This is a genomic window from Dyella sp. (assembly GCF_051954575.1).
In the GTDB taxonomy this organism is placed as follows: domain Bacteria; phylum Pseudomonadota; class Gammaproteobacteria; order Xanthomonadales; family Rhodanobacteraceae; genus Dyella_B.
Window position 1 is genome coordinate 18358 of the sequence record NZ_JBQCHP010000155.1, and the last position, 12843, is coordinate 31200.

A 12843-nucleotide genomic window follows, 5' to 3' on the forward strand; every position below is an offset into this window, starting at 1 on the left:
CGAAAACTGCGGTGGAGACTTGCCAGTGCGTTTGTTTCGTAAGGAATTGCCACGCTGCCTTGGCTTGCCGGGTCTGCGCCCGGGACGTCTGAGCGCGGTTGCCTGCGTCGTGTGGCTGGCCGGCTGCGCCACCTACTCGCCGCTGCCGTTGGGCGAGGGACAGGGGGCGAGGGATGCGTCGCAACTTTCGGCCGATACCTCGACCATGCCTCTGCCGGCGCTGCGTACGCATCGGGTGGATCTTTCCCATGGCATGGGCGTCACCGACGTGGCGATCCTGGCGGTGGCCAACAATCCGGACCTGAAAGTGATGCGCGACCAGTTGGGCGTCGCCCGTGCCCAGGCGTTCCAGGCGGGTTTGCTGCCGGATCCCCAGGTTTCCCTGAACCAGGAATACCTGACCCATCCTATCCCTGGATACCGAACCGCCTCGGCGTTCGGCATCACCCAGGACATCACCAGCCTGCTGCTGCGCTCGACCCGCAAGGCCGCTGCCAATGCTCAGGCCGACCAGGTGAACCTGGACCTGCTGTGGGCCGAATGGCAGACGATCGCCCAGGCCCGGCAACTCTTCAACCAGGTGGTATCCCTGCGTGACCAGCAGCAACGGCTGGCCGCAGAGCAGGCCGCGCTGGCGCCGGTGGACGGCTACGTGCGCAAGGCGCTGGAACAGGGCAACCTGACCTACGACGCGGCCAGCGCGGGCCTCAATGCCTACGCCGACGCCAGCAAGCGGCTTTCCGACAACACCGTGCAGCTGCACCAGGCCGAACACGATCTGCGCGTGCTGCTGGGGCTTTCGCCTGATGCACCGTTGCCGCTGACTGGTGAACCGTTCCAGGCCTCGCCCACGTCCGAGCAAGTGGATGCCGCCCTGGCCAGCCTGCCGCAGCGGCGTCCGGACCTGCTCGCCCTGCAGGCCGGCTACAAGTCGCAGGAAGCCACCTTGCGTGGCGCGATCCGCGCGCAGTTTCCCGCGCTCAGCCTGGGCCTCGATCGCCAGAGCGACAACTCCGGCATCCCTTCGCACGGCATCACGATCGGCTTCACCCTGCCGCTGTTCGACCGCAACCGCGGCAATATCCGCATCGAAACGGCCACGCGCCAGCAACTCAAGGACGACTACGAAAACCGAGTGCTCGCCACCCGCAACGACATTCGCCAATTGATGCTCGACCAGGACATTCTGGCCACGCAACGCGATCAGTCGCAGGCGCATGCGCAGCATCTGGATGACGCGCGCCGCGCGGCCGAAGGCGCCTGGCAGAAAGGCCTGATCGACTGGCCAACCTATTTGTCCATCCGCGCCAATGCGCTTACCGCGGACATGGACGCCATCGCCGCGCGCGACCAGCAATCGCAGCAAGCCATCGCGCTGGAAGCATTACTTGGCAGCACCGACCTCCAACAACCCTCCGTAGCGACCTCCAAGCCATGAATCGATCCGTCTTTACCCATGCCGCCTTGGCGGCTTCGATGCTTATCGCGCTGGCCGGATGCAGCGGCGGCGGCGCAGACGATGGCGAAGCCGACGTAAAGGGCACCGTGCTGGTGAGCACTGCAGCGCCGGTAAGCCATACCTTCCATGACACCATCGAGGCATGGGGGACCGCAGCGGGCGATCCCCATCGCGCCAGCACGGTCAGCCTGGGCCACGGTGGCCTGGTCACCGGTCTGCTGGTAGCGGCGGGCCAGACCGTGAAGCGCGGGGAGGCCCTGCTGCGCATCGCGCCTGATCCGGTCGCGCGCAATGCCTTCCTGCAGGCGCAAAGCACGCTGAATCTGGCCGGCGGCGAACTCAAGCGCACCGAACAGATGGCGGCGCAGCACCTGGCCACGCAATCGCAAGTGGCCACCGCGCGCAAGGCGCTGGAGGATGCCAAGGCCGGCCTGGAAGCGCAGCGCGCGCTCGGCGGCGGCAGCGCCGAAGAAACCATCGACGCACCTGCCGACGGCGTGGTGACGGCGCTCAATGTGAATCTTGGCGATCGCTTCCAGGCGGGAGCGGCCTTGCTGACGTTCGCGCCGGCGCAAGCCCTGGTGGCGCGCGTCGGTGCGCAGCCGGCGGACGGTGCGCAACTGAAGCCAGGCATGGCTGTGGAAGTGCAGCCCACCTATGGCGAAGGCGCGGTCTTGCGTGGTCGCCTCGACGTGGTCGGCCGCGCGATCGACGCGCAAACCCATCTGCTGCCGTTGCAGGTCTCCCTTCCGCCGGAAGCAGGCAACGAACTGGTCGCCGGTTCGCCCGTGCAGGCGAAAATCGAAACCGACAACTACCAGGCCTGGGCATTGCCGCGCAGCGCGGTGTTGAACGACGACAAGGGCGATTACGTCTTCATCGTCGACAAGGACAAGGCCAAGCGGATCGATGTCAGCGTGAAGCATCCTGATGGTGACACCCTCGGCGTAGCGGGCCCGTTGGACAGCAAGATGCAAGTGATCGTGCTGGGCAACTACGAGCTTGGAGACGGCGATGCCGTGCGCGAGCAGCAGCAGGAGCCCACCAAGTGAGAGTCACCGATTGGATGCAGCGCCACTGGCGCGCGCTGTTGTTCCTGGTATTGATGGCGACCATCGGCGGTATCGCCAGTGCCGTGTTCATGCCGGTGGCGTTGTTTCCGAATGTGGCGTTCCCGCGTGTCATCCTGTCGCTCGATGCGGGCGACCGGCCCGCCGACCAGATGGCGATCGCGGTGACCACGCCGGTGGAAGCGGCCTTGCGTCGTGTGCCGGGCGTACGGGATGTGCGATCGACCACCAGCCGCGGCAGCGCGGATGTTTCCATCACGTTCGCCTGGGGCACGGACATGAGCCGTGCCTTGGGCGACATCAATGCCGCCGCCAGCCAGGTGCTGCCGGACCTGCCTGCCGGCACCACGCTCACCAGCCGCCGCATGGATCCCAGTTCGTATCCGATGCTGGCCTACAGCTTGCGCTCGCATACGCTTTCACCCAGCGCCTTGTATGACTTGGCGCAGTATCAGTTGCGGCCACTGCTCAGCAGTGTCAACGGCGTGGCGCGCGTGCAGGTGCAAGGCGGAGAGGTGGCGGAATTCCACGCCGACGTGGATCCCAACCGCCTGCGCGCGCAGGACCTTGCCCTGACCGACGTGACGACAGCAGTCACCCACGCCGCCACCATCCAGGCGATGGGACGTGTTTCCGATCACTACAAGCTGTATCTGCTGTTGGCCGACAATCAGCCGCAGACAGTAGAAGCCTTGCGCCAGATCGTGGTGCGCGCGGACAGCCATGGCATCGTGCGCCTGGGCGATATCGCCGACGTCACGCTCAGCCATGTGCCGCAGTGGATCCGCGTCGGCGCCGATGGGCAGAACGCGGTACTGATCCAGATCCTGCAGCAGCCGGACGGCAACAGCGTGCAGATCGCGCGCGACGTGAAGCAGCGCCTGCAGGATTACGCGCCGCAGATGCCGGCTGGCGTGAAAGTCGCCAACTGGTACGACCAGTCCCAGCTCGTTACCGGCGCGGCAAGCAGCGTGCGCGACGCGATCCTGATCGGCATCGTGCTGGCGGGCGTGGTGCTGTTCCTGTTCCTGCGCAATACGCGCGTGATCTTCGTGACCATGCTGGTGGTGCCGGCGGTGCTGGCGATCACCGTGCTGCTGCTGAACGTGCTGGGCATGAGCTTCAACATGATGACGCTCGGCGGCATGGCGGCGGCCGTGGGCTTGATCATCGACGATGTGATCGTGATGCAGGAACACATCATGCGCCGCTTGCACGGCGGCAATGACGTGAAGGAAAGCATCGCGCGCGCGGCATGGGAATTCACGCGCCCGCTGACCGGCTCCAGCGCCGCCACCGTAGTGATCTTCGTGCCGCTGGCGTTTCTCACCGGCGTGACCGGAGCGTTCTTCAAGGCGCTGTCGCTCACCATGGCCAGCGCGCTGGTGATCTCCTACCTGTTGACCTGGATCGTGGTGCCGCTGCTGTCGGAGCGGTTGCTGGATCAGCGACATGCCGCCGATCACGCCGGTGGTAGTTTTTCGCAGCGCATGCGGAATGGTTACGAATCCATACTGCAACGGTGGTTGAAGCGCCCGATCTGGACGCTGGTGCTGGTGCTGCCTTTGCTGGGCGTGGGTGCGCTGGCTTTCAGCGAGGTCGGTACCGGCTTCATGCCGGTCATGGACGAGGGCGGTTTTACCTTCGACTACATTTCCAAGCCGGGCACCTCGCTGGAAGAAACCGGACGCCTGCTGAGCCAGGTGGAAGAGATCATCCGCGCCAACCCGAATGTGGATACGTATTCGCGGCGCACCGGCCTGCAGCTCGGCGAGGCGCTGACGGAAGCCAACACGGGCGATATTTTCATCCGCCTCAAGAACGGTTCGCGCCCCCCCACCGAAGAGGTGATGAACGACATCCGCAAGGAGGTGCAGGAAAAGGTGCCCGGCCTGGATGTGGAAGTGTCGCAGCTGATGGAAGACATGATCGGCGACCTGGTGGCGGTACCGCAACCGATCGAGATCCAGCTTTACAGCGACAACGCCGACGAACTCAACGCCACCGCGCAAAAAGTGGCCGATGCGCTGGGCAAGGTCAACGGCGTGAACGGCGTGCTACCTGGCATCAATCCCGCCGGCGATGCGTTGACCATGACAGTGGACCCGACCAAGGCAGAGCTGCAGGGGCTCGATCCGCAGGAAGTGGCGGACCAGGTGACAGCAGCCATCGATGGCACCGTCGCGGCCCAGCTTCCAGTACAAGGCAAGATGATCGGTGTGCGCGTGCGCTTGTCGGCGCCTTCATACAAGCAGTTGGAGCGAGTCAAGGCATTGCCCATCCGTGCTGCCGATGGCCATCTGCTGCCGCTGTCGCAGATCGCCACCTTGCAGATCGTGCAAGGGCAGCCGGAAATCACCCGCAGCAACCTCAAGCGCATGGTGGCGGTGACCGGCCGCATCAGCGGACGCAGCATGGGTGCGGTGGCGAATGACGTGAAACTGATGCTCGCCAAGCCCGGCATGCTGCCCAAGGGCATGTACTACCAGTTGGGCGGCTTGTATCAGCAGCAGCAGGAGGCCTTCCGCGGCTTGACCGTGGTGCTGCTGGCCGCCATCGCGCTGGTGTTTACGCTGCTGCTGTTCCTGTACGAAAGCTTCCGCGCCGCGCTGGCGATCATGCTGATGCCCTTGCTGGCGATATGCGCCGTGTTCACCGGCCTGTGGATCACCGGCATCGAGCTAAACATCTCCGCGATGATGGGCATGACCATGATTGTGGGCATCGTGACCGAAGTGGCGATCTTCTATTTCTCCGAACTGGAAGAAATCGCAGGCGGCATGCCGCTGCATCAGGCCTTGGTCGAAGCCGCCCGGCATCGCATGCGCCCGATCCTGATGTCGACCATGGCGGCCATTCTCACGCTGCTGCCGCTGGCACTGGCCTTGGGTTCCGGTTCGCAGATGCAGCAGCCGCTGGCGGTGGCGATCATCGCGGGCATGTTGCTGCAGGTGCCGCTGGTGCTGCTGGTGATGCCGGTGTTGTATGCGGTGCTGATGCGAAAGAAATCGTCAGGCGGCCACGAACCTGTCCCTGTTTCGCAGGCGTGACAGCACGGAGGACTGTGATCGGTTTCACCAGGCAAGTGGGGACGGCATCAGTCATTCGTGAATGACCTGTATTCAGTTGCCTGGGATGCCGCGGATGTACGGCCTGTTTGCCACCTGGTCCTGATTCTCGCGGCAGAGCAGGGATGTTCGCTGCAGGACGCCGTCGCGCAGGTGGTGTAGCTTCACAATGGTATTGTGCATGAGTGCGAGGCATCGTGCCGAGCGCTGGCAAACGTGCCTTCTGCAGAACTGCAGCGTTACCTGCGCGGACTGCAACAGTGGATGGCCGGCGCCTTGACGTGGCACGACACGAGTTCGCGCTACAAGCATCCGTTACCTTGAACCCGAAGGTGCTCATCAAGTCTTTCGTAAGCGCAGTGATGAGCGCTAAAAATCCGGCGCGCCATGCTCAGGCGTGATCGGCTTCGACCGATGCGGTCGTCTTCATGTTGCGCTTCAGCAGCCACGCCAGAATAGGCGGCGTAACCATGGCCGTGAGCAGCGACATCGCCACGATGATGGCGTACATCTGATCGCTGAAAACACCCGCGGCAAGCCCAAGGCTGGCGATCACCACGCCCACTTCGCCGCGCGGCACCATGCCGAAACCGACGATGGCGGCGCTGGTGCGACCCAGCGAGAGTGCGCCCAGGAAGCCGCCGAGCAGCTTGGACACGATGGCGATCACGGTCACTACCAGCAGTGCGATCAGGGCGTCGGCATTGGCGAGTTGGTGCAGGTCGATCTTGCTGCCGGTGAGCACGAAGAAGAACGGGGTAAGCAGCGCGAGCAGCGGCTGGAACTGCTGCTCCAGCGTGTGCTGCTGGCGCGTTTCGGAGGCGATCATGCCCGCCAGAAATGCGCCGATGATGGCGGCCAGTCCAAACAGCGTGGAAACATAGGCCAACCCCAGGCACAGCCCCAGCACGATCAGCAGCGGCGAATAAGTGCTGCGAGGCTTTTCCAGCCAGGTGGAATTCCAGCGCATCACGCGCGTGCCGCCCCAGCCGATCACCGCGATGAAGCCGATCGCGCCGGCCAGCACCATCACCAGGTGCATGGGGTCGAAGCCCTCGCCGCCTTGCAACGACACCACCACGCCGAGCAGCAGCATCGCCAGGATGTCGTCGATCACGGCGGCGCCGAGGATCACCTTGCTCTCTACGCGCTGCAATACGCCTAGCTCCTGCAGCACGCGCGCGGTGATGCCTGCGGAAGTGGCCACGAAAGCCGCGGCGACGAACAATGATTTACCCCACGCGAAACCGCTGGCATGCGCCCAAAACCCGCCCATGCCGAATGGCACCAGCACGCCGAGCACGCCGACCAGGAAAGCGGCCTTGCCGACCTTCTTCAAATCTTCCAGCCGTGTTTCCAGGCCCACCGAGAACAGCAGCAGGACAACGCCGATTTCGGCGAGCACGTCCAGTGGGGTACCGATGGCGATCTGTTCGGGCGTGATCCAGCCCAGCACCGAAGGCCCGATCACGCAGCCGGCGGCGATTTCGCCCACCACGCCCGGCAGTTTCAGGCGTTGCGCGATTTCTGCGCCAATCTGTGCGGCAACGAACACCACGAATAGCGCAAGCAGAATCTCATTGGCGTGATGCATGGTCGGGGTCCTTCGATCATGTGCATGTGCCTCATGCTACCCGCTCACGTCGCGGAAGACACCTCGCGGCTCGTGGGTGGCATTTTTTGCAGTCGTGCAAACACGCGGCTGGCGATGGCGGTGACCACGGCCAGCACGATCACCGTCCAGCGGAAGGCTTCCACATAAGCGGCGCTGCTCTGGCCGTGCAGCAGTACCTGCATCAGCAGGGTCGCCAGCGCAATGCCGAAGCTCATCGACAGATACTGCGTGGTGGATGCCATCGACGAGGCCATCGATGCGTGTTTGACGTCCAGGTCGGTGTAGACCAGCGTGTTCATCACCGTATACTGCATGCCCATGAAGCCGCCATAGACGAACGCCAGCAGGACGATCAGCGCCATCGGCGTGTGCGGCCCGAGCAGCGCGAACAGGGCGATCAGCACGGCCACGATCAGCGTATTGCCCAGCAACAGGCGCCGATAACCGAGCCGGATCAGCATGCGGTTCACGAACCATTTGGCGACGATCGAACCGAGCGCCTGCGGCACCATCATCAGGCCGGCCATCAGCGGCGACCAGCCACAGCCGACCTGCAGGAACAACACGATCAGCAGGAACATGCCGCTGACGCCCAGGCGCGTCAGCAGATTGCCCGACAGCGACACCCACACGCTGCGTACGCGCAACAGGCGCAGGTCCGCTACCGGATGCGCCGTGCGACGGCTGTGCCACACGTAGGCCGCGCCGAATGCGATCGCAAGCAGTACCAGCAAACCCATTTCAGCCCAGCGGACGGTTTGGTCGGCCGCGTACTCCGAAGCGGTCAGCAGCAGGGCCGATGAAGCGGCGAACAGCAGAAAACCGAACAGATCGAAGCGATGCGCAGTATCCAGCCGGTATTCGGGCATTTCGCGCTGGTTGAGCCAGATGCCGACGATGCCCACCGGCACGTTGAGCAGAAAAATCAGCCGCCAATTGGTGTACTCCACCAGCGCGCCGCCCAGTAGCGGCCCAAGCACCGAGCCGAGCAGGCCGAAGGTGGCGACCGTGCTCATCACCTGCACGAAATCGCGTTTGTCGATGGTACGCACAAGTACGTAGCGGCCCACCGGCATCAGCGCCGCGCCGCCGCAGCCTTGCAGTACGCGCGCCAGCACCAGCTCCGGCAGGGTCTGCGAGATGCCGCAGAGCAGGGAACCTATCGCGAATACGCCGATGGCCGCACCGAACACGCGGCGCGTACCGAAGCGATCGCACAGCCAGGGGCTGGCGGGAATCAGGATCGCCAGCGTCAGCACATAGCTGGTCAGCGCGCTGCGCATGTTTAGCGGTGTTTCGTGCAAGGCAATGGCGATCGCCGGCACCGCGGTGTTGACGATGGTGGAGTCCAACGCCTGCATGAAGAACGCCGCCGACACCAGCCAGATCAGGCCGCTGTAGCGTTCGCGTGAAGAAAGGGCGGGGCCGGCTGCAGTGTCCGCCGTTGCGTCGGCAGCGGTGGCGGAAGATGCGGCAGGGGAGGAAGGCATGGGCGGTATGATAGCTGCTATGGCAGTTATCTGGCTTAAACGTCGCCGGCTTAGGCTCTCTCGCCCCCATGCAAGGTTGCGCCGATACCTGTGCCGGAGGGGAGGGGAATGGACACACCGAATCGTTACACTTCGCGCATGAGCAAACCGTCTGCATCCGCATTGACCATCGAAGAGCGCATGCGCGACCTGCGCACGCGCATCGAACACGCCAACTATTGCTACTTCGTGCTCGATGACCCGGATATCCCCGACGCCGAGTACGACCGCCTGCTGCGCGAACTGGAAGCGTTGGAGAAGGAACATCCGGAACTGGCCACGCCTGACTCGCCCACGCGTCGCGTCGGTGCGCGGGCGACCGGCGGTTTTGCGGAAGTGCGGCATGCCTTGCCGATGCTGTCGCTGAGCAATGCCTTCGAGCAGGAAGGCGCGGACGATCGCGAACGTTATCGCGAAGTGGCGGAGTTCGAGCGCCGCATCGAGCAGGCGCTGGGGCGCAGCAAGCCGGTGTTCTCGGTGGAGCCGAAGCTGGACGGCCTAGCCATCAGCCTGCGCTATGAAGGCGGCGCATTCGTGCAGGGCGCCACGCGCGGCGACGGCGCCACCGGCGAAGACGTCACTGCCAACCTGCGCACGGTGCGCGCCATTCCGCTGCATCTGCGCGGCGACGATTGGCCGAGCGTGCTGGAGGTTCGCGGCGAAGTGATCATGCTGCACAAGGATTTCGAGGCCTTCAACGCCTACGCGCGCGAACATGGCGAAAAGCCGCTGGCCAATCCGCGCAACGGCGCGGCCGGTTCACTGCGGCAGCTCGATCCGGCGATCACCGCCAAGCGCAAGCTCAGCTTCTTTGCCTACGGCGTAGGCATGGTGGAAGGCGCGATCTTGCCGCCGTCGCATTCGGCCACGCTGCAGGCACTGCGCGAATGGGGATTTCCGGTGTCGCCGGAAGTGGACACCGCCAAGGGCTTCGAGGGCCTGATCGCCTATTACAAGCGCATCGGCGCCAAGCGCGACAAACTGCCTTACGACATCGATGGCGTCGTATACAAACTGGATGACTATGCCGGCCAGCGCGATATGGGCTTCGTCGCGCGTGCACCGCGTTGGGCGCTCGCGCACAAATTCCCCGCGCAGGAACAGGCCACCACGGTGGAGGCGATCGAGATCCAGATCGGCCGCACCGGCGCGGCCACACCGGTGGCGCGTCTCACTGCGGTGCAGGTGGCCGGCGTCACGGTGACCAACGCCACCTTGCACAACGCCGACCAGGTGGCACGGCTCGACGTGCGTATCGGCGACACGGTGATCGTGCGCCGCGCGGGGGACGTCATTCCGGAAGTGGTACGCGTGGTACCCGACCGCCGCCCGCCCAGGACGCGTCCCTGGCACATGCCCACGCATTGCCCGGTGTGCCATTCCGCGCTGGTGCGCGAAGAAGGTGAGGCCGCCTGGCGCTGTTCGGGCGGACTGGTATGCGCCGCCCAACGCAAGGAGGCGTTGATCCATTTCGCATCGCGGCGCGCGATGGATATCGAAGGCATCGGCGAGCGCTTCGTCGATGCCCTGGTCGACTTCGGCTACGTGCATACGCCGGCCGATCTCTACAAGCTCACGCTGGACGATTTTCTCGAGATGAAGCGCCGCGCCGACGAGCGCGACGGCACCACGCCGGAAACGGTCAAGTCCGGCAAGATCGCCACCAAATGGGCGGAGAACCTGATCGAGGCGATCGAGGCCAGCAAGCACGCCACGCTCACGCGTTTCCTCTATGCCCTCGGCATCGTGCATATCGGCGAGAGCACGGCCAAGACGTTGGCGACGTGGCTTGGCCGCCTCGCATGGGTGCGCAGCATGCCGGCGGCGATCTTGCGCGAGCTGCCGGATATCGGCGCGGAAGTCGCCGGCTCCATCGAGGCGTTCTTCAAGCAGAAGGGCAATCGAGACGTGGTCGATGCCTTGCTGAAAGCCGGCGTCACGTTGAGCGACGAAACCGATCCCTCGCCGCGCCTGCAACAGAAGCTCAGCCTGGCCGTGCTGCTGGAGGATGCCGGCATCAACGGCATCGGCCATCGCAACGCCGAACTCCTCACGTCGCATTTTCCGACCGTCGCCAAACTGCACGGCGGCGGCATGGCGCATTGGATCACCGCGGGTCTGGCGCAGAACGCCGCGACCAACCTCAACGAGTATCTATCCGATCCGCATCGGCTGGCCGCGTTGCAGGAGGCGGAAGCGGCCATGCATCGCCTGCTCGATGCCATTCCTAAGCACGCCGCGGTGGAAGACCAGCCGTTGACGGGACAGACGGCGGTGCTCACCGGCACGCTGTCCAGCATGGGGCGCGACGAGGCGAAGGAAAAGCTCGAAGCACTGGGCGCGAAAGTCGCAGGAAGCGTGTCGAAGAAAACCCAGTTCGTGGTGGCGGGCGAGGCGGCCGGTTCCAAGCTCGACAAGGCGCAGGAACTTGGCGTGGATGTGTGGGACGAAGAGCGCCTGTTGGCGCTGTTCAAGCAGCACGGAGTGTGAGGCTGCCCTGGCCTCAATGTATACGCGTCACGCCGGCTTCTTGCCGCCATGACGAACATGAAGCGTGGCGGACAACGAGAACCTGACGTCTATGGATGCCAATATCAGCAACATCACGCCTTTCCGCCAGCGTCTGCAAGGCCGCGCGAAACTCTATGAATTGATCCGCAACTTCTTCTCCGACCGCGGCGTGCTGGAAGTGGAAACGCCGATCCTTTCCGCGGCCGGCAACACCGATCCGAACATCGAAAGCTTCAACGCGCCGTTCCATGGCCACGTCGATGCAGGTTCGCGCGAACGCTGGCTGCGCACCTCGCCGGAATATCCGTTGAAGCGTCTGCTCGCCGATGGTGTCGGTGACTGTTACGAACTAGGGCGCGTGTTCCGCAATGGCGAAGCGGGGGAACGGCACAATCCCGAATTCACCATGCTGGAATGGTACCGCGTCGGCTGGACGCACCGGCAGCTGATGGAAGAAGCCATCGCGCTGGTCGAAGCGGCGCTGGCGCTGGTAGGGCATCGTGTAGAGGTGGTGATCGAAGGCTATCGCCAGATCTTCCTCGACGAACTCGGCCTCGATCCGCTGCACGCGGAGATCGATGAACTGCGCAAGCCGCTGGCGCCCTACAACATCGAGCCTTCCGGCCTTACCCGCGACGATTGGCTGGATTTGCTGATCACCCACAAACTGCAGCCGGCCTTTCCGCGCGACCGCATCACGGTGATCCACGATTACCCGGCCAGCCAGAGTGCGCTCGCACGCATCCGTCCGGGCGATCCGCCGCTGGCCGAACGCTTCGAGCTCTATCTGGGGCCTTACGAGCTGGCCAATGGCTATCACGAACTCAACGATGCGGCCGAACAGCGCGCGCGCTTCGAGCGCGACAACGCCCGTCGCCGCGAACGCGGCCTGCGCGAAATGCCGATCGACGAGCAACTGCTGGCCGTGCTCGAACGCATGCCCGATTGCGCCGGCGTGGCGATGGGCATCGAACGCTTGCTGATGTGCATGGCAGGCACCGACCGCATCGCCGATGTTTTAGCGTTTCCGTTTTCGAAGGCGTAGGTTGGGGTGCAAACCCCAACTTCGGAGTGACATGGTGACGTTGGGGTTTGCCCCCCAACCTACCAGCGCAGCAGGATCTTCCCGATATGCGCACTGCTTTCCATCAACGCATGCGCGCGAGCCGCCTCCTGTGCGGGAAATACTTTATGGATGATTGGACGCAGACGCTTGTCCGCAAACAGCGGCCACACGTGTTCGTATAACTTCTCGGCGATCGCGGCTTTGAATGCGATGGGCCGTCCGCGCAAGGTGGAACCGGTAATCGTCAAGCGGCGGCGCATGACCTTGCCGAAATCCAGTTCGGCCTTCATGCCACCCAACGTGGCGATGAAGACCAATCGGCCATCGTCGGCCAAGGCGTCCAACTCGCGCGGCACGTAATCGCCGGCGACCATGTCCAGGATCACGTCCACGCCGCGATCATCCGTCCACGCTTTCACGCGCTCGACGAAATCCTCGGTACGGTAGTTGATGGCGCGCGCGCCCAGCGTTTCGCAGGCGCGGCATTTTTCATCGCTGCCGGCGGTAGCGAACACCGGATGACCC

Annotated in this window: 9 protein-coding genes; 6 read left to right on the forward strand and 3 right to left on the reverse strand. The window is 64.2% G+C overall.

The features are described 5' to 3' along the window. The first annotated feature begins 25 nt into the window (after positions 1-25). Genes ACTHNE_RS18970 through ACTHNE_RS18985 form a run of 4 tightly spaced genes read left to right on the forward strand, consistent with a single transcriptional unit; the run spans position 26 to position 5759 of the window. Entirely contained in the window at positions 26-1438 is a 1413-nt protein-coding gene (locus tag ACTHNE_RS18970) for a TolC family protein (protein WP_324944688.1), read from the forward strand. Beyond that, the gene (locus tag ACTHNE_RS18975) at positions 1435-2511 is read left to right on the forward strand and encodes an efflux RND transporter periplasmic adaptor subunit (protein ID WP_324944691.1); all 1077 of its coding nucleotides are present in this window, start codon (positions 1435-1437) and stop codon (positions 2509-2511) included. Before ACTHNE_RS18970 ends, ACTHNE_RS18975 begins: the two co-directional genes overlap by 4 nt. Beyond that, positions 2508-5579, forward strand: a complete 3072-nt coding sequence (locus ACTHNE_RS18980) for an efflux RND transporter permease subunit (RefSeq protein ID WP_440270034.1) — start codon at positions 2508-2510, stop codon at positions 5577-5579. Before ACTHNE_RS18975 ends, ACTHNE_RS18980 begins: the two co-directional genes overlap by 4 nt. Before the next feature lie 57 nt (positions 5580-5636). Beyond that, positions 5637-5759 carry a terpene synthase family protein gene (locus tag ACTHNE_RS18985; protein WP_414649759.1) on the forward strand — a complete coding sequence of 41 codons (123 nt, stop codon included), beginning with the start codon at positions 5637-5639 and terminating at the stop codon, positions 5757-5759. Positions 5760-5988: 229 nt separating this feature from the next. On the opposite strand, the gene ACTHNE_RS18990 is transcribed toward ACTHNE_RS18985, so the two are convergent. After that, positions 5989-7191 carry a cation:proton antiporter gene (locus ACTHNE_RS18990; protein ID WP_324944696.1) on the reverse strand — a complete coding sequence of 401 codons (1203 nt, stop codon included), beginning with the start codon at positions 7189-7191 and terminating at the stop codon, positions 5989-5991. Positions 7192-7235: 44 nt separating this feature from the next. Beyond that, positions 7236-8702 carry an MFS transporter gene (locus ACTHNE_RS18995; protein ID WP_324944699.1) on the reverse strand — a complete coding sequence of 489 codons (1467 nt, stop codon included), beginning with the start codon at positions 8700-8702 and terminating at the stop codon, positions 7236-7238. A gap of 138 nt (positions 8703-8840) precedes the next feature. Between ACTHNE_RS18995 and ligA the strand changes: the two genes are divergently transcribed. After that, positions 8841-11231, forward strand: a complete 2391-nt coding sequence (gene ligA, locus ACTHNE_RS19000) for an NAD-dependent DNA ligase LigA (RefSeq protein WP_440270035.1) — start codon at positions 8841-8843, stop codon at positions 11229-11231. A 91-nt stretch (positions 11232-11322) separates the two neighbouring features. Further along, positions 11323-12297, forward strand: a complete 975-nt coding sequence (epmA, locus tag ACTHNE_RS19005) for an EF-P lysine aminoacylase EpmA (RefSeq protein WP_440270036.1) — start codon at positions 11323-11325, stop codon at positions 12295-12297. 59 nt (positions 12298-12356) lie between these two features. On the opposite strand, the gene ACTHNE_RS19010 is transcribed toward epmA, so the two are convergent. After that, positions 12357-12843, reverse strand: a 487-nt coding sequence (locus ACTHNE_RS19010) for a zinc-binding dehydrogenase (RefSeq protein ID WP_440270037.1), incomplete at its 5' end; no start/stop codon positions are given.

Bases quoted from the DNA above. Each gene is read 5' to 3' on its own strand.
- ACTHNE_RS18995 (WP_324944699.1), bottom strand. From the start codon at position 8,702: ATGCCTTCCTCCCCTGCCGCATCTTCCGCCACCGCTGCCGACGCAACG.
- ACTHNE_RS18975 (WP_324944691.1), top strand. From the start codon at position 1,435: ATGAATCGATCCGTCTTTACCCATGCCGCCTTGGCGGCTTCGATGCTT.
- ACTHNE_RS18990 (WP_324944696.1), bottom strand. From the start codon at position 7,191: ATGCATCACGCCAATGAGATTCTGCTTGCGCTATTCGTGGTGTTCGTT.
- ligA (WP_440270035.1), top strand. From the start codon at position 8,841: ATGAGCAAACCGTCTGCATCCGCATTGACCATCGAAGAGCGCATGCGC.
- epmA (WP_440270036.1), top strand. From the start codon at position 11,323: ATGGATGCCAATATCAGCAACATCACGCCTTTCCGCCAGCGTCTGCAA.